The organism is Paracoccus sp. (in: a-proteobacteria) (genome assembly GCF_047973135.1).
Lineage (GTDB): Bacteria > Pseudomonadota > Alphaproteobacteria > Rhodobacterales > Rhodobacteraceae > Paracoccus.
The window spans coordinates 1-20,949 of record NZ_JBKEBL010000307.1 but is presented as its reverse complement, the minus strand read 5'-3'; the positions used below and the strand labels follow the sequence as shown (position 1 = coordinate 20,949).

The window sequence follows — 20,949 nt, the reverse complement described above, 5'->3', positions numbered from 1 at the left end:
CCGCACCGCATATTCCGATTGATCAGGCGGGCTGCGCCACAAATTCGCGGATATCGACCAGATGCCCCGCTATGCCGGCGGCCGCTGCCATGGCGGGCGACATCAGATGCGTACGGCCCTTATAGCCCTGACGCCCCTCGAAATTGCGGTTCGAGGTGGCGGCGCAGCGTTCTTCCGGGGCAAGCTGGTCGGGGTTCATGGCAAGGCACATCGAACAGCCCGCAAGCCGCCATTCGAAACCGGCCTCGGTAAAGATGCTGTCCAGCCCCTCTTCCTCGGCCTGCGCGCGCACAAGGCCCGAGCCCGGAACAACCATGCCGCGCACGCCCTGCGCCAGCTTGCGGCCCTTCAGCACCTCGGCGGCGGCACGCAGATCCTCGATCCGGCCGTTGGTGCAGGAACCGATGAATACCGCATCGATAGCGATGTCGGTCAGCTTTGTCCCGGCGGCCAGACCCATATAATCCAGCGAACGGCGCGCGGCCTCGACCTTGCCGCCGGTAAAGTCCTCGGGGGCAGGAACGGATGCTGTGATCGGCAGCGCATCCTCGGGGCTGGTGCCCCAGGTGACGGTGGGGGCGATATCTTCGCCGCGCAGGGTGATCACCTTGTCCCAATGCGCGCCCTCGTCGGTTTTCAGCGTCTTCCACCAGTTCAGCGCAGCTTCCCATTGCGCGCCCTTGGGCGCGTGCGGGCGGCCCATCACATAGGCAAAGGTGGTCTCATCCGGCGCGATCAGGCCGGCACGCGCGCCGCCCTCGATGGCCATGTTACAGATGGCCATGCGGCCTTCCATCGACAGGTTGCGGATCACCTCGCCGCAATATTCGATGACATAGCCGGTACCGCCCGCCGTGCCGGTATGGCCGATGATGGCCAGCACGACGTCCTTGGCGGTCACGCCCGGCAACAGCCTGCCGGTGATCTCGACCTTCATGTTCTTCGATTTCTTCTGGATCAGCGTCTGCGTGGCCAGCACATGTTCCACCTCGGAGGTGCCGATGCCATGGGCCAGCGCGCCAAAGGCCCCATGCGTCGCCGTGTGGCTGTCGCCGCAAACGACGGTCATGCCCGGCAGGGTCCAGCCCTGTTCCGGGCCGACGATATGGACAATGCCCTGGCGGATGTCATCAACCGGATAGTAATTCAGGCCAAATTCGCGGGCATTCTTGTCCAGCGCCTCGACCTGAATGCGGCTTTCCTCGTTGTCGATGCCCTTTTCGCGGTCCAGCGTGGTGGGCACGTTATGGTCGGGCACGGCAATGGTCCGTTCGGGCGAGCGGACCTTGCGCCCGGTCATGCGCAGCCCCTCAAATGCCTGCGGACTGGTCACTTCGTGGACCAGATGCCGGTCGATATACAAAAGGCAGGTGCCGTCCTCGGAACGATCGACAACATGCGCGTCCCAGATTTTGTCATACAGGGTCCGCGCGGCGGTTGCGGGTTGGGTCATGGCTGTGGCTTTCGGCTGTGATGCGGGTGGGATTGCGGATATGCGTCAATGCTGCGGATCGGGGCCGCAGCGCGTCACAGTCGCGCCGTGACGCAGCGCGTTTCGCCATAGAACCGTGAAGGCAGGCGCGAACGGTCGTGAATGTCGAAATAGATGAACCCGAACATGGGTCAATCTTTTACGATCCTTTCGCCGCTGACGCAATATCATCAGGCCTTGCCCATTCGCACCCCGTTCAGCCAATATCGAAGGCAGGAGGGTCGGAATGGAGCAATTGAATCCGGAACTTGTCAGCGCCGCCCAGGGCTTCTGGGCCAGTGTCCAGCTTTTCGTCAGGTTGCTGCTGCTTCCCTCGCGCCTGAACCAGATCATCGGGATCGTGGCGCTGATCGGGGTGTCGTGGCTGTTGGGACGCGGGCTGTCGCATCTGCTGACCCGATGGCTGCGGCAGCGTACGCATTGGCCGAAATGGCGGCTGCGGCTGGGGGTGCTGGTCAATCGCAGGATGACGCAGATCGTGTTCATGGTGCTGGCATGGATCACCGTGCTGATCATGCGCGAGATCACCTGGCCTTCGCGCAGCCAGTTGATTGCCCTTTCGGCGACCATCGCGACGGCGTGGGTGGCGATCTTCTTTCTGGCGCGGCTGATCCATAACCGCCTGCTGCGTCGCATTGTTGGCTGGGCCGCATGGATCTGGGTGACGCTGCATCTGCTGGGCCTGCTTGCCCCGACCGAGCATTTCCTGAACAGCGTTTCCGTCGATCTGGGCGATTTCCGTCTGTCGGCGCTGACCGTACTGAAGGCCGTGGCGATCACCGGGCTGATGGTCACAGGCGCGAGGGCGATGTCGCGCATCGTGTCTTCCCGGCTGGCGGCAAACAAGGACGTGTCGCCCACGATGCGGGTACTGACAGCCAAGGTGTTGCAGACCGTGCTGTTCAGCCTGGCGATCATCATCGGGCTGAAATCGGCGGGGTTCGATCTGACCGGGCTGGCGGTGTTTTCGGGTGCGGTCGGCGTCGGTCTGGGCTTTGGTCTGCAAAAGGTTGTCTCGAACCTTGTGTCCGGGGTGATCATCCTGCTGGACAAGTCGATCAAGCCCGGCGACGTGATCAGCCTTGGCGACACATTCGGCTGGATCGAGGAACTGGGCGCGCGCTATGTCAGCGTCGTTACCCGCGATGGCAAGGAATATCTGATCCCGAACGAGGATCTTGTGACCGGGCAGGTGGTGAACTGGTCGCATACCAATAATTTCGTCCGGCTGGATCTGAAATTCGGCACCTCTTACGGCGACGACCCCCACAAGGTCAGCCAGATCGCCATCAATGCCGCCCTGTCGGTCAAACGCGTGCTCGCGCAGCGCAATCCGGTCTGCTGGATCACCGGTTTCGGCGACAGCTCGGTCGATTACGTGCTGCGCTTCTGGATCGGCGATGCCTCGGGCGGGCTGACCAACGTGCGCGGGCAGGTCTATCTGGCACTGTGGGACGCGTTCAGGGAACATCGTATCTCGATCCCTTTCCCGCAGCGCGAGGTCCGGGTCATGAACGACGCGATCACGGTGGAAACCTGCCGGGGCGGCATGGATCCGCGCGACAACGTCGCCAGAGATTGAGATGGGGCGAAAAGCTGCTATCTTCAGGATACCCCGGCGCCGGGGGAGATCGGCGTGCTGACCGGAGGATACAACCCTGTCTCAAGACGTCTCGTCGGCCAATGGGCCGACAGCGACCGCCGCGGGCGACGCGCTGACCAGCGACCAGCTTCTGTCCCGCATCCTGTCCTCGCTGGAAGACGACAAAGCCGAGGATATCGTGACGATCGACCTGCGCGGACGATCGGCCATGGCCGACCACATGGTTATCGCATCGGGCCGCAGCGCGCGTCAGGTGGGTGCCATCGCCGAACATCTGGCCGAACGTTTCAAGGCCCAGACCGGCCGCACCCCCCGGATCGAGGGCAAGGAAACCGGCGACTGGGTGCTGATCGACACGGATGATGTGATCGTCCATGTCTTTCGCCCCGAAGTGCGCGACTTTTATCAGCTTGAAAAGATGTGGATGCCTGCCGACGCGCTGAGCCGCGTCCGCGACGGGGCGCGCCCGCATAGCTGACTGACGAATGCGCATCGACATCGCCGCCGTGGGGCGGCTGAAAAAGGGCCCCGAGGCGGCGCTGGTTGCCGATTATCTGGCCCGGTTCGCGAAAACCGGCCGCAGCCTTGGCCTGCCAGCCATTGGCCTGACCGAGGTCGAGGACAGGCGCGGCGGCGGCATGCCCGCCGAGGCCGATCTGCTGGCACGGGCGATTCCCCCAGGAGCCGCAGTCGTGGCGCTGGACGAACGCGGAGAACAACCCGCCTCGCCCGATTTTGCTGCCCGGCTGGCGGGGTTTCGCGATGCGGCGCGCGATCTTTGTTTTGTAATCGGAGGCGCGGACGGGCTGGCCCCGGCGCTGCGCGACCGCGCCGACTGGCAGATCAGCTTTGGCCGCATGGTCTGGCCGCATATGCTGGTCCGGGTAATGCTGGCTGAACAGCTTTACCGCGCCGCGACGATCCTTGCGGGATCGCCCTATCACCGGAATTAGGGCAGACGTGCCACAAGGCTGGCATCTGCGCGCCCGCGCGCGTAACAAGGCGCAAATATCACTACGAGGCCGAAATGACGAAACCCGTGATCCTGTGCATCCTAGACGGCTGGGGTATCTCGGACCGACCGGAACAAAGCGCGCCCGACCAGGCCAATACGCCGAATTTCGACCGGCTGATGCGCGACTGTCCGAATGCGACGCTGACAACCTTCGGGCCGGATGTGGGCCTGCCGACAGGGCAGATGGGCAATTCCGAGGTCGGGCACACGAATATCGGCGCGGGGCGGGTCGTGGCGATGGATCTGGGCCAGATAGATCTGGCCATCGAGGACGGAAGCTTTTTCCACAATCAGGCGCTGGCCGCGTTCATCGCGCGGATGACGGAAACCGGGGGCAGCGCGCATCTGATGGGCGTCGTCTCGGATGGCGGGGTGCATGGCCATCTGCAACATGTGCTGGCCTCCGCCCGCGCCGTGGCCGGGGCAGGGGTACCGGTGGTTTTGCACGCCATCACCGACGGGCGCGACGTGGCCCCGAAATCCGCCGCCGGGTTCATCGCGGATCTGCAAGCCGGTCTGCCGGATGGCGCACGGATCGGCACGGTGATCGGGCGGTATTATGCGATGGACCGTGACAAGCGGTGGGACCGCGTCGAACGCGCCTATCGCGCCATGGTCGCGGGCAAGGGCGAACAGGCCGCCAGCGCGGCCGCCGCCGCGGCCTCGGCCTATGCCCGCGACGAAACCGACGAATTCATCCAACCCTTCGTGATCGACGGCTTTAACGGCGCGCTGGATGGCGACGGCTTTTTCTGCCTGAATTTCCGTGCCGACCGCGCGCGCGAAATCCTGTCGGCGCTGGCCGATCCCGATTTCGCCGATTTCGATACCAGCGACCGCCCGGACTGGGCCGCGCTGCTGGGCATGGTCGATTACAGCGAGCGTCACAACAGCTTCATGATCTCGGCCTATCCCAAGCGGCAGGTGGTCAACACACTGGGGGCATGGGTCGCGGGCAAGGGGCTGCGTCAGTTCCGGCTGGCCGAGACCGAGAAATATCCGCATGTGACCTTTTTCCTGAACGGCGGCAAGGAAACCCCCGAAACGGGCGAGGACCGCTTCATGCCGCAAAGCCCCAGGGTCGCGACCTATGATCTGGCCCCGGAAATGGCCGCAGCCGAGGTCAGCGACAAGCTGGTCGAAGCGATCGGCCAGGGCTATGACCTGATCGTGGTGAATTTCGCCAATCCCGACATGGTCGGCCATACCGGCAGCCTGCCTGCCGCCATGCGCGCCTGCGAGGCCGTGGATGCCGGGCTGGGGCGAATGCTGGCCGCGCTGGATCAGGCGGGCGGTGCGGCGGTGAACTGCGCCGATCATGGCAATTGCGAAACCATGGTGGACCCTGTCAGCGGCGGCCCGCACACCGCCCACACCACCAACCCGGTGCCGGTCATCGTCTATAACGGGCCGCAAGGCGCAAGGCTGCGTAAGGGCCGGCTGGCCGATCTGGCCCCGACCGTGTTGCAACTGATGGGCCTCGACAAACCCGCCGAGATGACCGGCGAAAGCCTGATCGTGTCCGAATGATCCGCCTGCGCCCCCTTGTTGCCGCGCTGATGCTGCTGGCCATGCCCGCATGGGCCGGAACCCCGGCCAATCAGGCCGTGGCCGAGGCGCAGGATGCCGCCGCCCAGTTGCGCGCGGCCGTGGGCAAGCTGGGTCAGGCAGTGACGGCCGACGATCAGGTCACGGCACTGACCGAGGTGATCCGGGGATATGAACAGGGGCTGGCCTCGCTGCGCGACGGCCTGCGTCAGGCCAGCGCGCGCGAGGCCGAGCTGCGCGCCCGGTTCGAGGATCAGCGGTCGCGGCTGGCCCGCGTTCTGGGCGCGATGACCGCGTTGCAGCAATCGCCGGAAACCGCCATGCTGCTGCATCCGGGCGGGGCGCTGGCCACGGCGCAATCGGGAATGATCCTGTCCGACGTGACCCCCGGCCTGCGCGCCGAAGCCGAAAGCCTGCGCGCAGATCTGGCCGAAATCGCCACGGTGCGCGAATTGCAGGCCAGCGCCGCGACCATGCTGGGCGAGGGGCTGGCCTCGGTGCAAGAGGCAAGGCGGCTGCTGGCCAGCGCCGTAACCGACCGCTCGACCATGCCGGTCCGCTATGGTGATGCCCCCGCAGAGGTGCAGCAACTGCGCGCTTCGGCCCGGACACTGGATGATTTCGCCGCAGGCATCGGCAAGCTGGAAAGCGACGTGGGCGCACCTCTGGACGATTTCCAGGGCGCGCAGGGCAGTCTGCGCCTGCCGGTGGTGGGCTCGGTGCTGCGCCTTTACGATCAGGCCGATGCCGCAGGGGTCCGCCGCCCCGGCTGGGTGATCGCCACGCCCCCCGCCGCGCTGGTCACGACGCCATGGTCCGCCACGATCCGTTATCGCGGTCCCTTGCTGGATTACGGCAATGTGATGATCCTGGAGCCCGCAGCAGGGTATCTTCTGGTATTTGCAGGCATGGAACAGGTGTTCGGCGAGGTTGGCGACGTCCTGCGCGCGGGGGAACCCGTGGGCCTGATGGGCGGGGCCGAGGCGCCTGCTCAGGAATTCGGGGCGCAGTTCGTGGCAGATGCCGCGCAAGGGGATGGTGCAGGCCAGCCGGAAACGTTGTATCTGGAATTGCGCAAGGACAAGGAAACACTGGACCCGGCGGACTGGTTTGTGCTGAATCCGGTCGTGGAACCGCAAAAAGGCTGAGGCAGGAAAGGCCGTAATGAAACACTATCTGATCGCAGGTTTGGGCGGCGTACTTGCCGGCGCGCTGGTGACGACCCAGATCGCTGGGCCTCTGGTCGCGCAAGAAGCAGGCAAGAACGCCTCGGTTTATGAACAGCTTGAACTGTTCGGCAATATCTTCGAACGTGTTCGCGCGGATTACGTCGAAAGCCCGGATGACAAGAAGCTGATCGAGGCGGCCATCAACGGCATGCTGACCTCGCTTGATCCGCATAGCAGTTTCCTGTCGGCCCGGGATTACCAGGACATGCAAACCCAGACCCGCGGCAGCTTTGGCGGTCTGGGGATCGAGGTCAGTCAGGAGGACGGGCTGGTCAAGGTCGTCTCGCCCATCGACGACACGCCCGCTGCGAAGGCAGGGGTGCAGTCGGGCGATTTCATCACCCATGTGAACGGCGAATCGCTGATGGGGCTGACGCTGGATCAGGCGGTCGAGATGATGCGCGGACCCGTCGGCAGCGATATCACCGTCACCATCCTGCGCGAGGGCGAAAGCGAACCCTTTGACGTGACCATGACACGCGACACGATCAAGCTGACGGTGGTAAAGAACCGGTTGGTCGGGCACACGGTCGTGCTGCGCGTGTCAACCTTCAACGACGAAACCTATGACACGCTGAAATCCGAACTGGAAAAGGCGGTGAAAGAGGTCGGCGGCTTTGACAAGGTCACGGGCTTTGTGCTGGACCTGCGCAACAACCCCGGCGGGTTGCTGAATCAGGCGATTGCCGTGTCCGATGCCTTCCTTGACGCAGGCGAGATCGTCAGCACGCGCGGGCGCAAGCCCGAGGACAGCGAACGCTGGAATGCCGAGACCGGCGATCTGGCGCAGGGCAAGCCGATGGTCGTGGTGATCAATGGCGGCTCGGCCAGCGCGTCTGAGATCGTGACCGGCGCGCTGAAGGATCACCGCCGCGCCATCGTCGTGGGCGAAAAATCCTTTGGCAAGGGCTCGGTCCAGACGGTAATGCCGGTCACATCCGACAGCGCCATCCGGCTGACCACGGCGCGTTATTACACGCCCTCGGGCCGCTCGATCCAGTCACTGGGGATCCAGCCCGACATCATCGTGGCACAGCCCCAGCGTGCCGTGGACGAAGAAGCCGCTGCCGACGAACCGCGCAGCAAGTCCAGCTTCAGCCGGTCCGAGGCCGATCTGCGCGGCGCGCTGAACAACGATTCCATTTCCGAGGAAGAGCGCAAGCAGATCGAGGACGAGGCCGCCGAAGTCGAGGAAACCGCCAAGCTGCGCGAAGAGGATTATCAGCTTGCCTATGCGGTCGATATCCTGAAAGGGCTGGCTGCCGTCGATTTTCAGGCGGCGCAGGTTCCCGATCAGGCCAAGCCCGCAGCGACAGGCGATGGCGCGGCGACCAAGCCCAACGATGGCGCGACCAACCAATGACGGACAGGACCGGACCGGGCGGGTTGCCCTATCGGCCCTGTGCCGGCGTGGTGCTGATCAATGGCGACGGGCTGATCTTTGCGGGCCAGCGCATCGAGATGCCTGGCGCATGGCAGATGCCGCAGGGCGGCATCGACGCGGGCGAGACGCCCCGGCAGGCGGCTTTGCGCGAACTGACCGAGGAAACCGGAATCATCTCTGGTCTGGTTCAGATCGTCGCCAAAACCCCGGACTGGGTGTTCTATGACCTGCCGCCCAAGCTGGTCGGCAAGGTCTGGAAAGGAAAATACGGCGGGCAGCGTCAGAAATGGGTTCTGATGCGCTTTCTTGGTGCGGATTCGGATGTGCGGATCGAGACCGAACATCCCGAATTCGACCGCTGGTGCTGGATCCGCGCCGATGACCTGCTGGACAGTATCGTGCCGTTCAAGCGCGACGTTTATGCGCAGGTCTTGACGGCGTTTCGCGATCATCTTGCGTGACCTGAAACGCCGCCACTCAGCCTGTCGGGGCTGGCGTCAAATGGCTCAGCCCTTCTTGGCGACATGCCCATGGCCGCCGCCATGCTGTTCAAGCTTGCCTTCCTCGACGCACAGCTTGTCCGCCTCTTCGACGCTCATCCCCTCGGGCTCAAGGATCGCGCGGTCCCATTCGACGATTTCCTTGGTGTACAATTCACACACCACCGGCCCTTTCGGCGTATCCAGCGTCACCGGAGGAGACCAGAAATCCTTCGGCGTACAGCCGGCGATAATGACGGTAAACACCGATAGCAGAGCAACCTTTTCCATCATTCTCTTTCCCTCAATCCAGAATTTTTTCCGGAGGTAAATATTTGCAGGATGAGGTCAGGATAAACGAGCGGCATCCGTCTGAATATGTGTTCAAACGGATTACCAATTAGCGCAAAGGAACAGTCAGCGCCTTAGCTGGCCCAGCAAAATCGAGGTCGGATAGCCGTCAGGCGTCACGCCGATCGAGCGTTGGTAATTCGCGACAGCCTCCATCGTGCCGGACCCGAACAGACCGTCAATCTCGCCGTCATAAAAGCCCTTTCCACGCAGGCGCTGTTGAATTTCCTGACGTTCTGCCGTGGATAGCGGGCGGTCCTGACGCGGCCAGCCGCCCTGAATACCCGACCGGCCCGCGATGCGTTCGCCCAGATAAGACACGCCAAGCGCATAATTGTCCGAATTGTTGTAACGCAGCAAGGCCCGGAAATTGTCCAGAATCAGGAAGGCCGGGCCGCGCGCGCCCGCAGGCATGATGATCGACCCGTTGCCGCCCGGCAACCCGCCGCCACCGATTCGCGTCACCCCCTGCGCCGCCCAGTTGGCGGTCGATTTACGGGTGCCCTTGCCGATCTGGCCCATGTTGAAGCCGGGCGGCAACTGCACCTCGGCCCCCCAGGCCTGACCGCGCTGCCAGCCGTTGCGCGCCAGATAATTCGCGGTCGAGGCCAGCGCGTCGGTCGGATCGTCGGACCAGATGTCACGGCGACCGTCGCCGGTGAAATCGACGGCATATTCCAGATAAGAGGTCGGCATGAACTGCGTGTGCCCCATCGCGCCCGCCCAACTGCCCAGCATATGTTCGGCATCGGTATCGCCTGCCTGCAAAATCCGCAGCGCGGCAATCAACTGGTTCTGGAACATCTCGCCGCGCCTGCCGTCATAGGCCAGCGTCGTCAGCGACGGAATGATCTGCATCTTGCCGCGATTGGCACCGAAATTCGATTCCATTCCCCAGACGGCCAGAACGATCTCGCGCGGCACGCCATAGCGCGCCTCGATCGCCGACATAGTGCGGTTCAGTTGTGCCGCCTTTTCGCGGCCGGTCTGGATGCGCGCATCCGAAACGGCACTGTCCAGATACAGCCAGACCGGGCGCGAGAATTCGGCCTGTTTGCGGTCCAGCCGGATCACGTCAGGGTTATAGCGGGCGATCCGCATCGCACGGTCATAGGTTCCCGCCGAAATCCCCGAGGCCAGCGCGCGCGACCGGAAGGATTGCACGAAACGCTGCAACCCGGCCTCGTCCCCCGGTGCCGCTGCCGGAATCGCCGCCGGAGTGACCGGCGCGCTGCTGGCGACATTCGCCGGGTTATAGGTAGAACAAGCCGACAGCACCCCGGCCAATGCGGTGGTCACGACAAAACGGGTAATATTCATAGGGATCGCCTGCTATCTTGACTGCTGATTTTCTTTAACCGCAGTCTATCGAAAGCGATTCCGCTTGGATAGGGCGCAGGCGCGACTTTCCGTCAGTCGTCGTAAAACGGTTCAAGACTGGCGATGATCACCGCGTCCTCGGACAGGGCGCGACCCATCAGCGCGCGTTCCTCGTCATCGACCTCATGGCCATCGGCCAGCCGTTCGTCCAGCGTGCCGTAGCCCGTCACATCCAGAGGCGCCATGTCGGCCTGTTTCAGGATCGCCACCGTCTCGCGCACGGCCTCGGCCTCGTCCCGGCCCGAGGCATAACACATCAGCGCCGCACCGCTGCAACCGTCGGGCAGGCCATCGCCCGGCTTGCGCCCGACCTCGACCAGCAGGGTGTACACGTTCATCGAGATCTCCTGTCAGACCGGTGCGGCGTCGTCCAGCCGCAGCCGCAACCTTTCGCGCCCGCCCCATGTGGACAGTTCCAGCTTGCCGGCCAGATGAAAGCGCCGGCCCTTCGCGCCGATCAGCCCCTGCCCCAGCGGCCCGTTCATCGCCCCCCAGGCCACGGCCTCAAGCGCGGGGCCGCCAGAGCTGCGGAAGGACAGGCGCAGATGCCGGTCGCCCATCGTCGCGGCGCTGTCGATCACCTGATCGGCAAAGGCAAATCGCGGCGCGGGCGCGGCCTGACCAAAGGGGCCGGCATCCTCCAGCATTTGAAACATCTGCGGCGTGGCCCCCTGCCCTTCAAGCAGGCCCGAGATGCGCAGATCGTCCGCCCCGGTCCGCGCGTCCAGATCGCGGGCCATCAGGTCGGCCAGCCGGGCCATGGCGGGTTCGATCCGGTCCGCGGCCACGGTCAGACCGGCGGCCATCTTGTGCCCGCCGCCCTTGAGCAGCAGCCCCTCTTGCGCAAGCCGCTGAATGGCGCGGCCCAGATCGACACCGGGAACCGACCGGGCCGAACCCTTGCCAACCCCGCCCGCGACCCCGACCACGACCGAGGGAAGATTGGTCGCCTCTTTCACCCGCGCGGCAACGATGCCGACCACGCCGGGATGCCAGCCCTCGCCCGCCGCCCATGACAGGCGGGCATCGCCGCGTGCCTCGACCTGCGCCATGGCCTGATCGCGCACGGCGGCCTCGATCGCCCGGCGGTCGCGATTCAGGTCGTCCAGTTCGGCGGCAAGGCGCGCGGCCTCGTGCGGGTCGCGGGTGGACAGGCACAGCGCCCCCAGATCGGCACGGCCCACGCGGCCACCGGCATTGATGCGCGGCCCCAGCAGAAAGCCCAGATGAAAGGCGTTGGGCGACCCGTCCAGCCGCGCCACATCCGACAGCGCCACCAGCCCCGGCCTTTCGCGGCGCGCCATCACCGACAGCCCGGTGCGCACAAAGGCCCGGTTCACCCCGACCAAAGGCGCGACATCGGCCACCGTTGCCAGCGCCACAAGATCCAGCATCGCCATCAGATCGGGCTGCGGCCTGTCCATTCCGCGCAGCACGCGCCCGGCCTGCACCAGCGTCAGAAACACCACCCCCGCAGCGCAAAGATGACCAAGCGCGCCATCCTCGTCGGCGCGGTTCGGGTTGACCACGGCCAGCGCGGGGGGCAGCGTTTCGCCCCCCAGATGGTGATCCAGCACGATGACATCGGCACCCGTCGCCGCCGCAAGCGCATCGTGGCTCAGCGTGCCGCAATCGACGCAGACGATCAGATCGTGATCCGCCGCAAGCGCCGCCATCGCGGGCGCGTTCGGGCCATAGCCCTCGTCGATGCGGTCGGGGACATACAGCGTCGCATCCCGCCCCTGCGCCCGCAGCCAGTCCAGCAGCAACGCCGCCGAACTGCCTCCATCCACATCGTAATCGGCAAAGACCGCAATGCGCTGCCCGCCGGTTGCCGCCGCGACAATGCGTTCCGCCGCCGGGGCCATGTCGCGCAGGGCAAGCGGATCGGGCAGCAGATCGCGCAGCTTTGGCGTCAGAAACCCCTCGGCCTCGTCGGGCTGGACCCCGCGTTCGGCCAGCACCCGCGCAACCGCCAAGGGCAGCCGCGCCTTTTGCGCCAGACCCTCGGCCAGCCGCTCTGACGCTGCGTCCGGGCCAATCCAGCGACGCCCCGTCAGCGATTCTTCGACGCCCAGAAAGGCCACGCGCGCGCCTGATTACCTGACCGGGTTGCGATACAGCATCCGCCGGACCGAGCCGGTCTTGGAACGCATCAGAATCGTTTCGGTCTCGATATAGCCGGGGCGGGTGTGCACGCCGCGCAGGATGGACCCGTTGGTCACGCCCGTCGCCGCAAAGATCACATCCGCCGTGACCAGATCGTCGCGGGCATAGATGCGGTCCAGATCGGTGATCCCGGCCTTGCGGGCACGGCCCCGTTCATTGTCATTGCGGAACAACAGCCTGCCCCACATCTGACCGCCCATGCATTTCAGCGCCGAGGCCGCCAGCACCCCCTCGGGTGCCCCGCCCGAACCCATATACATGTCGATGCCGGTCAGTTCGGCCTCGGCCGTGTGGATCACACCGGCCACGTCGCCATCGGTGATCAGCCGGATCGCCGCGCCGGTTTCGCGGACCTCGGCGATCATGTCCTCGTGCCGGGGACGTTCCAGAATGCAGACGGTGATGTCCTCGTCCCGGCAATTGCGGGCGCGGGCCAGCGCCCGAACGCGTTCGGCGGGCGACATCTCCAGGCTGACGACATCCTTCGCGAAGCCCGGCCCGATGGCCAGCTTGTCCATATAGACATCCGGCGCATGCAGCAGCGTGCCGCGCGGGGCCATGGCGATCACGGTCAGCGCGTTCGGCATGTCCTTGGCGGTCAGGGTCGTGCCTTCCAGCGGGTCCAGCGCGATGTCAACCTCGGGGCCCTTGCCGGAACCGACCTCTTCGCCGATATACAGCATCGGAGCCTCGTCGCGCTCTCCCTCGCCGATGACGACGACGCCCTTGATGTCCAGCATGTTCAACTGTTCGCGCATCGCGTTGACGGCGGCCTGATCGGCGGCCTTTTCGTCACCGCGCCCGATCAATCGGGCCGAGGCATGCGCTGCGGCTTCGCTGACGCGCGCCAGCCCCAAAGATAGCATCCGGTCGTTGAAATCCTTCGGCGCGGTCATGATCCTGATCCTCTTTTCCTTGGGTTCGTGCGGCTTCTACGCGCCGCGCGCCATGCGGGCAAGACTGACGGCGCTAACGGTTCAGCTTTCCGACAACTCAAGCGCAAGTGCATGGATGCGCGGCACGATATCGCCGAGGGTCCGGTGCACCAGCCGGTGCCGCTGTACCCGACCCAGACCGGCAAAGGCGGGGCTGGCCATGCGGATGCGGAAATGGCTTTGCCCGCCCTCGCGATAACCGGCATGGCCACGATGCCCCTCGCTTTCATCGACAATCTCCAGTTGGCTGGGGGTCAGCGCCGCAAGGCGGCTGCGCATCTGATCGGCAATCATCGGTTTCTCCTGCGTCAAGGGCTTTCATGTCGTCGAAAATAGCTTAAACTGCTGCCTCCGAGTCGCAAAGGTGCCACGAAATGAGCAGTAACGACCCGTTCGGCTTTGATATCTCAGCCGCCAAGGACAAGAAGCGCCGGGCCAAGGGCCGGCGCGGCATGTCCGGCGCGTTCGAAACGTCAACCCGGATCTGTGACAAGCAGGGATGCAATGAACCGGCGCATTACCGCGCGCCCAAGAACCCGCGAAATCTGGATGATTATTTCTGGTTCTGTAAGGAACATGTGCGCGAATACAACGCCAACTGGAACTATTTTCAGGGCCAGAGTGAAGAAGAGTTTCAGCAGTTTCTTGACAACGCTACCGTGTGGGAACGTCCGACCAAGCCGTTCAGCCGCTCGACCCAGGAACAGGCTTGGGCGCGGCACGGGGTCAGCGATCCGCTGGAGATTCTGGGCGCAAACGGCACCGCCCCCGAGGTCCGCGCCAAGATCAGCCGCAAACTGCCCCCGACCGAACGCAAGGCACTGGAAATCCTTGAGGCCAAGGACACATGGACCCGCGCCGAGATCCGCAAGCAGTACAAATCGCTGGTCAAGGATCTGCATCCCGACATGAATGGCGGCGACCGATCCGACGAGGATCGTCTGGCCGAGGTGGTCTGGGCCTGGGATCAGGTCAAGGACAGCCGCTATTTCCGCGACTGAAACCCGCATCGGAGGAACCGCGCCACAATTGCCCGGCGGTCGCTTCGGCGGTGAACCGGTCCGGTTCGGGCGCGTGGTCCTGATCGCTGGTCAGGGTTTGGCGTGAACAAATGCCTGCGCCCTTGCAAGATCTTCGGGGGTGTTGATGTTCAGGAACGGATCATGCGGAATGTCGTCCCAGACGACCAGCCCCGCGCCGTGTTCGCGCGCAAAGCCGCGCACGCGGCGCTGACCCAGCTTCAGACTGCGACGCAGATCGCCACGCAGCGACAACGGCCAGTAACCGCAGGTCGGATGTTCGTGCAATTGCCCGCCCCGGTCGCGACTGGCGGCGATGGTCAGCCCTGTGGCGGCGGTCAGCCGAAAGGCCAGATCGACCGGCAGGAACGGCGTGTCCGAAGGAACGGTGATCACTCCGGCCAGCCCAAGTCCTGCCGCCCAGTCCATCGCCGCCAGCACCCCGGCCAGCGGCCCCGGATGACCCGGCAGGCTGTCGGGCAGCACCGGCAGGCCAAGTGCGGCAAAGCGTTCGGGATCGCCATTCGCGTTCAGCGCCATCGGTCCGCACTGCGGTGCCAGCCGCGCGATCACGTGATCATGCAGGCTTTTCCCGGCAAGCAGGCGCGCGCCCTTGTCGCCTCCGCCCATCCGGGTCGCGCGTCCGCCGGCAAGAATCACGGCGGCGGGCCGGGCTGACATCATGCGCCCCAAATCCCGCCATGGTACAAGAATCGCATGCCGCCATGCCCCCATTTGTCACGGTTTTTGACATAAGCTCCGCCCGGTATTCGGGCAATCGCGCCTGACAGCCGCGATTTGCAAGTTTCAGTGGAACCAGCGGCCAAGTTACGCTGTACGGCCCATGTCAAGCGTTGACAATCCGCAGCCGCCAGCAAACAACTGGTGCAAGTGGAAATACGGCACGATCCGACGTCCAGAGCGCGCGATTCGTGGCCAACGCGGCCATGATCATCACAATGCGCGGACCCGGAAGCATTCAGTTTCGGCAGACTTTGGCCATGACCAATGCCTTGGGCAACGGGTGGTCATTATAAAGAATAGAGGGAACTTTTCGTCATGACGCTTTTGAGGATGGCCACGGCAATGGCGCTGGCTTTGGGGATAGGGGCAGCCAACGCGCAGGATGCCGGTCAGGCCCCTGCACCGGCAGTCACGGTGGCCAAGGCCAAAAAGCAATCCGTCGCCAGCACCGTTACCTTTAATGGCCGCTTGCAGGCCGATCAGTCGATCCAGTTGATCGCGCGGGTATCGGGCTTTCTGCAAGAGGTCGGGTTTAATCCAGGTGACCAGGTTGAACAGGGCGCGGTCCTGTTCCAGATCGAACAGGATCAGTACAGCGCCGCAGTTCGTCAGGCCGAAGGCAACCTTGCCGCCGCAGAGGCAACCGTGACCGACGCCCGGATCGAGCGCGACCGCCAGGCCGAACTGGTGCGCCGCAACGCCTCGGCCCAGACCGCGCTGGACACCGCCGAGGCCGCACTGGGCCGCGCACTGGGCAATATGGAAATGGCGCAGGCGGCACTGGATACCGCAAACCTGAACCTGTCCTATACCTCGGTCACGGCCCCCTTTACGGGCCGCATCGGCGAACGCAGCGTCGATCCCGGCGCGCTGGTCGATCCGCAGATCGGACCGCTGGCCACGCTGACGAAACTGGACCCGATCCATGTGAATTTCCTTGTCCCGACCGCACAGCTTCGCAACACGATGGACATGATCCAGAGCGGCGAGGTGAAGCTGGACGAAAGCGTCCGCATCGTGCTGGCCAATGGCAAGGAATACGAAAGCAGCGGAGCGCTGGATTTCATTGACAGCGCCGTCAATCCGGGCACCGACTCTATCAGCGTTCGTGCGACTTTCAGCAACCCGGACGGCACGCTTTTGCATGATGAACTGGTCCGCGTCCATCTGGCCGCAAGCTCGCCCGCCGAAGAGCTGACAATCCCCCTTAGCAGTTTGCAGCGCGATCTGGTCGGCGAGTATGTGATGCTGGTCGATCAGGACGAAAAGGTCCAGAAACGCCGCATCGCCGTCGATCGGGAATCGGGCGATCTGGTCATCGTGGATGATGGTCTTGCCGAGGGCGACCGGGTGATCAGCCAGGGCGTGAACAAGGTCCGCGAGGGCATGGCGGTCGATGCGGCCGAGGCCGAGGCGGCGGATCAGGGAACCTCGCAACAGAACGATGACACCCCGGATCAGTCGGGCAGCGAAGCGAAGGACGGCTGAGTCATGATCTCTGACGTATTCATCAAACGCCCACGGCTTGCGGGCGTCATCTCGATCGTGCTGTTCATCGCCGGACTGATCGCGATGACGGCCATGCCCATCGAACGCTATCCCGACATCACCCCGCCGGTGGTGCAGGTGACGGCATCCTATCCCGGCGCAAGTTCCGAGGTGGTCGAACAGGCCGTCGCACAGGTGATCGAAACCCAGATCGTCGGCGTGGACAACATGATTTACATGTCCTCGCAATCGGGCTCGGACGGTACATATATTCTCAGCGTGTCCTTTGCGGTGGGCACCGATCCCGACATCAACACCGTGAACGTGCAAAACCGCGTGGCGCTGGCCGAACCGCGCCTGCCGTCCGAAGTGATGCAGAACGGCGTGTCGGTCAAGAAACGGTCGTCCAACCTGATGCTGGGCGTGGTCCTGTACACCACGGACGACGCCGAGGGCATCACCGGCGAGACGCTGACCAACTATGCCACCATCAACATGCTGGACGAAATCAAGCGCGTTCCCGATGTCGGCGATGCGCAGATTTTCGCGCTGAACCAGTTCGCGATGAATATCAGCGTCGATGTAGACCGCATGACGGAACTTAACATATCCACGACGGATCTGATCGCGGCGCTGCGGGCACAGAACCTTCAGGCGGCTATCGGGACGGTCGGCGGGCAGCCGATGTCGCAAGATCCGGTCATGCAGCTTAACGTGCAGACCCTGGGGCGCCTGTCCGAGGCCAGCCAGTTCGAGGAAATCATCATCCGCGCCAATCCCGACGGATCCTCGGTTCGTCTCGGCGATGTCGCGACCATCAATCTGGGCGCGCAGTACGAATCCATCGGGACGACATTCGACGGCGGGCCGGGCACGATGATCGGGGTCTATCTGGCCCCCGGCGGGAACCTTGTAAGCGCCGCGACCCTGCTGAAGGACGAACTGAAGCAGATGGAGACCCGGCTGCCCGAAGGCATGGCGGTCAAGGTTGTCGCCGACCAGTCGGAATTTGTGCTGGACTCGATTCACGAGGTCCGCAAGACCCTGTTCGAGGCATTCGCGCTGGTGGCGCTGGTGGTGCTGCTGTTCCTTGGGAACTGGCGCGCCACGATCATCCCCATCGTCGCCGTACCCGTCGCCCTTGTCGGGACATTCGCCTTCATGCTGGCATTCGACATGTCGCTGAACACGGTGTCGTTGCTGGCGCTGGTGCTGGCCATCGGGATCGTGGTCGATGACGCCATCGTTGTGGTCGAGGCCGTCGAGGCCAAGATGGAACATAACCCCGACATGACACCGGCGCAGGCGGCCCATGCCGCCATGCAGGAAATCACCGGTGCCATTCTGGCCATCACCATGGTGCTGCTGTCGGTCTTTGTACCGGTGGCCTTTGTCCCCGGCATCCAGGGCGAGCTGTTCCGGCAATTCGCGATCACGGTGTCGGTGTCGATGGTCATTTCGGCCATCAACGCGCTGACCCTGTCGCCCGCGCTATGCGCCATCACGCTGAAGCAGGCGCATGGCGAACACCGGTCGCATGGCGTCATGGGCTGGATTTCCAAGAGGATCGATGCGGCCGGGCGCGGCTATGTCAAGGTCGCGGGCGCGATCGCGCGGCGCATGATCCTTGGCGTCGTGCTGCTGATCGGCGGCTTTGCCCTTGCCGGATCGCTGACCAGCATCGTGCCGACAGGCTTTCTGCCGGACGAGGATCAGGGCAACTTCATCGTGGAAACCCGCCTGCCGGACGGCGCATCAGTAAACCGGACACAGGCCGTTCAGGCCGAGGTGGAAAAGATGCTGCGCGAACTGCCCGGCGTCGAGGATGTGGCCAGCGTCACGGGCTTTTCGATCATCGACCAGATCACCATGTCAAATGCCGCCTTCGCGATCATCGACATGAAACCCTTCGAGGAACGCAGCTATCCCGACGAATTCGTCTTTGCCAATCTGGAACGCATCCAGCAACAGGCCGCCGGGATCCGCGAGGCGCAGGTGATTCCGTTCAACGTGCCGCCGGTTCCGGGGCTTGGCACGGGATCGGGTTTTGAGTTGCAGGTGCTGGACCGCAATGCCGGTCCGCCGACGCAGCTTGCCGCCGTGGCGCGTGGATTGTCGATTGCTGCGAATGAAAACAAGGACGTCACCGGGGTCTATACAACCTTCTCGGCTGAAAGCCCGCAACTGTATATGGAGATCGACCGCGAACGCCTTTATGCGCTTGGCATCAACCTAAGCGATGTATTTACCGCCCTGGGCGGGGTCTTTGGCCAGATTTATGTCAACGACTTCAACCTGTTCGGACGCACCTGGCAGGTGAATATCCGCGGGCAGGAAGAATTCCGCGCCAAACCCGAGGATTTGGGCAATGTCCATGTCCGCTCGGCCACGGGCGAAATGGTTCCGGTCAGCGCCTTTGCCACGGTCCGACATCAGGTCGGCCCGATGAACATCCAGCGCTATAACAACATCCGGTCTGCCAAGGTCAGCGGCAGCCCCGCCGATGGCGTGGCCTCGGGTACCGCGCTGGTCGCGATGGAGGACGTTGCCCGGCAGAACCTGCCAGACGGCTATGACATCGCATGGACCGGTACGGCCGAGCAGGAAAAAGAGGCATCCGGCAAGACGGGCATGATCCTCGGGATGGCGCTTCTGTTCGCTTATCTGTTCCTTGTCGGCCTGTACGAAAGCTGGACCATCCCGGTTCCGGTGATGCTGTCGGTGGTGTTCGGGGTCTGCGGCACGTTCATCGCGCTGCTGGTCTCGGGGTTGCCACTGAACATCTATGCGCAGATCGGCTTTGTCGTGCTGATTGCCCTTGCCGCGAAGAATGCGATCCTGATCGTCGAATTCGCCAAGGCGCGGCGGGAAGAGGGCGAGGCGATCTATGACGCGGCCATGGGCGGCGCGCAGGACCGTTTCCGCGCGATCATGATGACCAGCTTTGCCTTTATCGGCGGCATGATCCCGCTGGTGATCGCGACCGGGGCGTCCATGATGACCCGGCGAGCGGTCGGCACCGGGGTTGCCGGCGGCATGACCGCCGCCGCGCTGGTCGGGATTTTCGTCATCCCCGCGCTGTATGTCATCTTCGAGACGATGCGCGAGAAGGTGAAAACCAAGCTGGGCATGATACCGCGCGACCTGGAGCTGGAGGCTGCGGATCATGGAAGCGGCGACAAGGACAAGGCTGAAAGCTGAGTCCCCTGACAAGGGCTGACAAACGGCCGTCCCCTGCGGGGCGGCCGTTTTCTTTTGCCTGCCGCGATCCCCGGCGCAACGGGTGATAGGGGATGTGGTATAGCTGACGGGAGCCAATTTGATCATCAAATTGGCGCAGTATCAGCGTAAAATCAAATGGTTATAGCCTGACAGCACAATCAGAAGAAAGTCGTCAGGCTATGGAAAGGGCCAGCAAATGCTGGGTTTGGCGCTGCACAGGGCGCGCACAGGCGCGGCACGGGATGTGCACAGGCGCGGCACGGGATGTGCACAGGCGCGGCACGGGATGTGCACAGGCTGTACACCGCCATCGGGCGTTGCACGCTTTGCTGAGCGGTTTCCCCCCGGAGAGTTGCGCCGCCACGGCGGCCAGAGGCCATAGGGCGCAGTCGGGCGATACTCTGTCGCAGCGCCTAGCCGGGGAACGTGGGGTGACGTCGCCGTCGCGAAGTTTGCGTCCCGCGGTGGCCGGGGGCGCTGCGCCCCCCGGACCCTCCGCCTTGCGCGCAAGGGCGATGGTGGGACGGGCCTGATGCGGTGCCTTGGGGGCGCGACGGGCCGGGCTTTGCCCGGCCCGCACCCCCTTTCCACAAGCACGGCGGGGGGGGCCGCGATCTGGCTGGCCGGACGCGTCATGCCGTGCGGACCGGGCACCGGGGTCGGGGCAGTGCCGGGCGGGATGGGCGGAGGGCGGTGCCGCGTTCCTTCTCTACCGGATAGGTATATCAAAAAATAATTATTGACTATAACCATTATGTCGATGTAGCTTTCGCTCATGCAAGGGGGGGAAACATGCCGCAAGCCGACCGAACCGAGGATGACGACGAAAGGTCCGAGGTAATGGACAGTGTCCTTGGTGATCTGATCGGCTATCGCCTGAAGCGCGCCTAT

General features: G+C 64.1%; 18 protein-coding genes. 10 read left to right on the top strand and 8 right to left on the bottom strand.

The window, feature by feature from the left end; translation table 11 throughout:
* Positions 1-22: 22 nt before the first annotated feature.
* Positions 23-1,453, bottom strand: coding sequence for a 3-isopropylmalate dehydratase large subunit (gene leuC / locus ACK5L9_RS22275; RefSeq protein WP_416913648.1), 1,431 nt, complete (start codon positions 1,451-1,453; stop codon positions 23-25).
* Positions 1,454-1,718: 265 nt separating this feature from the next.
* Here leuC and ACK5L9_RS22270 point away from each other — a divergent pair, with 265 nt between their 5' ends.
* From ACK5L9_RS22270 to ACK5L9_RS22240, 7 genes are all read left to right on the top strand, one after another.
* Positions 1,719-3,074 (top strand): mechanosensitive ion channel family protein, encoded by a 1,356-nt coding sequence (locus ACK5L9_RS22270; RefSeq protein WP_416913647.1) that lies wholly within the window; start codon positions 1,719-1,721, stop codon positions 3,072-3,074.
* 76 nt (positions 3,075-3,150) lie between these two features.
* Positions 3,151-3,573 (top strand): ribosome silencing factor, encoded by a 423-nt coding sequence (gene rsfS, locus ACK5L9_RS22265; RefSeq protein WP_416913649.1) that lies wholly within the window; start codon positions 3,151-3,153, stop codon positions 3,571-3,573.
* Between the two features lie 7 nt (positions 3,574-3,580).
* Entirely contained in the window at positions 3,581-4,048 is a 468-nt protein-coding gene (rlmH, locus tag ACK5L9_RS22260; RefSeq protein WP_416913646.1) for a 23S rRNA (pseudouridine(1915)-N(3))-methyltransferase RlmH, read from the top strand.
* 74 nt (positions 4,049-4,122) lie between these two features.
* Positions 4,123-5,640, top strand: coding sequence for a 2,3-bisphosphoglycerate-independent phosphoglycerate mutase (gene gpmI, locus ACK5L9_RS22255; protein WP_416913645.1), 1,518 nt, complete (start codon positions 4,123-4,125; stop codon positions 5,638-5,640).
* Positions 5,637-6,806, top strand: a complete 1,170-nt coding sequence (locus tag ACK5L9_RS22250) for a murein hydrolase activator EnvC family protein (protein ID WP_416913644.1) — start codon at positions 5,637-5,639, stop codon at positions 6,804-6,806. The genes gpmI and ACK5L9_RS22250 overlap by 4 nt, the downstream gene beginning before the upstream one ends.
* A gap of 16 nt (positions 6,807-6,822) precedes the next feature.
* Entirely contained in the window at positions 6,823-8,250 is a 1,428-nt protein-coding gene (locus ACK5L9_RS22245; protein WP_416913643.1) for a S41 family peptidase, read from the top strand.
* A complete protein-coding gene (locus ACK5L9_RS22240; protein WP_416913642.1) occupies positions 8,247-8,732 on the top strand; it encodes an RNA pyrophosphohydrolase in 486 nt (161 codons plus the stop codon). The genes ACK5L9_RS22245 and ACK5L9_RS22240 overlap by 4 nt, the downstream gene beginning before the upstream one ends.
* Before the next feature lie 45 nt (positions 8,733-8,777).
* Here the strand turns inward: ACK5L9_RS22240 and ACK5L9_RS22235 are convergent, their stop codons facing one another.
* The 6 genes from ACK5L9_RS22235 to ACK5L9_RS22210 all read right to left on the bottom strand — a co-directional run bounded on the left by ACK5L9_RS22235 (position 8,778) and on the right by ACK5L9_RS22210 (position 13,879).
* The gene (locus tag ACK5L9_RS22235; RefSeq protein WP_416913641.1) at positions 8,778-9,044 is read right to left on the bottom strand and encodes a hypothetical protein; all 267 of its coding nucleotides are present in this window, start codon (positions 9,042-9,044) and stop codon (positions 8,778-8,780) included.
* Between the two features lie 123 nt (positions 9,045-9,167).
* Positions 9,168-10,421: a lytic murein transglycosylase gene (locus ACK5L9_RS22230; RefSeq protein ID WP_416913640.1), complete on the bottom strand. Its 1,254-nt coding sequence runs from the start codon at positions 10,419-10,421 to the stop codon at positions 9,168-9,170.
* A gap of 92 nt (positions 10,422-10,513) precedes the next feature.
* A complete protein-coding gene (locus ACK5L9_RS22225; protein ID WP_416913639.1) occupies positions 10,514-10,819 on the bottom strand; it encodes a hypothetical protein in 306 nt (101 codons plus the stop codon).
* 12 nt (positions 10,820-10,831) lie between these two features.
* The gene (gene recJ, locus ACK5L9_RS22220; protein ID WP_416913638.1) at positions 10,832-12,568 is read right to left on the bottom strand and encodes a single-stranded-DNA-specific exonuclease RecJ; all 1,737 of its coding nucleotides are present in this window, start codon (positions 12,566-12,568) and stop codon (positions 10,832-10,834) included.
* 12 nt (positions 12,569-12,580) lie between these two features.
* Positions 12,581-13,546, bottom strand: coding sequence for a class II fructose-bisphosphatase (gene glpX / locus ACK5L9_RS22215; RefSeq protein WP_416913637.1), 966 nt, complete (start codon positions 13,544-13,546; stop codon positions 12,581-12,583).
* Positions 13,547-13,627: 81 nt separating this feature from the next.
* Positions 13,628-13,879: a BolA family protein gene (locus ACK5L9_RS22210; protein WP_416913636.1), complete on the bottom strand. Its 252-nt coding sequence runs from the start codon at positions 13,877-13,879 to the stop codon at positions 13,628-13,630.
* Positions 13,880-13,959: 80 nt separating this feature from the next.
* On the opposite strand from ACK5L9_RS22210, the gene ACK5L9_RS22205 reads away from it, so the two are divergent.
* Positions 13,960-14,586, top strand: a complete 627-nt coding sequence (locus ACK5L9_RS22205; RefSeq protein ID WP_416913635.1) for a DnaJ domain-containing protein — start codon at positions 13,960-13,962, stop codon at positions 14,584-14,586.
* A gap of 90 nt (positions 14,587-14,676) precedes the next feature.
* Here the strand turns inward: ACK5L9_RS22205 and mobA are convergent, their stop codons facing one another.
* Positions 14,677-15,288 (bottom strand): molybdenum cofactor guanylyltransferase MobA, encoded by a 612-nt coding sequence (gene mobA / locus ACK5L9_RS22200; protein ID WP_416913634.1) that lies wholly within the window; start codon positions 15,286-15,288, stop codon positions 14,677-14,679.
* Positions 15,289-15,663: 375 nt separating this feature from the next.
* Between mobA and ACK5L9_RS22195 the strand changes: the two genes are divergently transcribed.
* Both ACK5L9_RS22195 and ACK5L9_RS22190 read left to right on the top strand, forming a co-directional pair.
* A complete protein-coding gene (locus ACK5L9_RS22195; protein ID WP_416913633.1) occupies positions 15,664-16,836 on the top strand; it encodes an efflux RND transporter periplasmic adaptor subunit in 1,173 nt (390 codons plus the stop codon).
* Positions 16,837-16,839: 3 nt separating this feature from the next.
* Positions 16,840-20,037, top strand: a complete 3,198-nt coding sequence (locus tag ACK5L9_RS22190) for an efflux RND transporter permease subunit (protein WP_416913632.1) — start codon at positions 16,840-16,842, stop codon at positions 20,035-20,037.
* The last annotated feature ends 912 nt before the right edge of the window (positions 20,038-20,949 follow it).

Bases quoted from the DNA above. Each gene is read 5' to 3' on its own strand.
- leuC (WP_416913648.1), bottom strand. From the start codon at position 1,453: ATGACCCAACCCGCAACCGCCGCGCGGACCCTGTATGACAAAATCTGG.
- ACK5L9_RS22270 (WP_416913647.1), top strand. From the start codon at position 1,719: ATGGAGCAATTGAATCCGGAACTTGTCAGCGCCGCCCAGGGCTTCTGG.
- rlmH (WP_416913646.1), top strand. From the start codon at position 3,581: ATGCGCATCGACATCGCCGCCGTGGGGCGGCTGAAAAAGGGCCCCGAG.
- gpmI (WP_416913645.1), top strand. From the start codon at position 4,123: ATGACGAAACCCGTGATCCTGTGCATCCTAGACGGCTGGGGTATCTCG.
- ACK5L9_RS22250 (WP_416913644.1), top strand. From the start codon at position 5,637: ATGATCCGCCTGCGCCCCCTTGTTGCCGCGCTGATGCTGCTGGCCATG.
- ACK5L9_RS22245 (WP_416913643.1), top strand. From the start codon at position 6,823: ATGAAACACTATCTGATCGCAGGTTTGGGCGGCGTACTTGCCGGCGCG.
- ACK5L9_RS22240 (WP_416913642.1), top strand. From the start codon at position 8,247: ATGACGGACAGGACCGGACCGGGCGGGTTGCCCTATCGGCCCTGTGCC.
- ACK5L9_RS22235 (WP_416913641.1), bottom strand. From the start codon at position 9,044: ATGATGGAAAAGGTTGCTCTGCTATCGGTGTTTACCGTCATTATCGCC.
- ACK5L9_RS22230 (WP_416913640.1), bottom strand. From the start codon at position 10,421: ATGAATATTACCCGTTTTGTCGTGACCACCGCATTGGCCGGGGTGCTG.
- ACK5L9_RS22225 (WP_416913639.1), bottom strand. From the start codon at position 10,819: ATGAACGTGTACACCCTGCTGGTCGAGGTCGGGCGCAAGCCGGGCGAT.
- glpX (WP_416913637.1), bottom strand. From the start codon at position 13,546: ATGACCGCGCCGAAGGATTTCAACGACCGGATGCTATCTTTGGGGCTG.
- ACK5L9_RS22210 (WP_416913636.1), bottom strand. From the start codon at position 13,879: ATGATTGCCGATCAGATGCGCAGCCGCCTTGCGGCGCTGACCCCCAGC.
- ACK5L9_RS22205 (WP_416913635.1), top strand. From the start codon at position 13,960: ATGAGCAGTAACGACCCGTTCGGCTTTGATATCTCAGCCGCCAAGGAC.
- mobA (WP_416913634.1), bottom strand. From the start codon at position 15,288: ATGATGTCAGCCCGGCCCGCCGCCGTGATTCTTGCCGGCGGACGCGCG.
- ACK5L9_RS22195 (WP_416913633.1), top strand. From the start codon at position 15,664: ATGACGCTTTTGAGGATGGCCACGGCAATGGCGCTGGCTTTGGGGATA.
- ACK5L9_RS22190 (WP_416913632.1), top strand. From the start codon at position 16,840: ATGATCTCTGACGTATTCATCAAACGCCCACGGCTTGCGGGCGTCATC.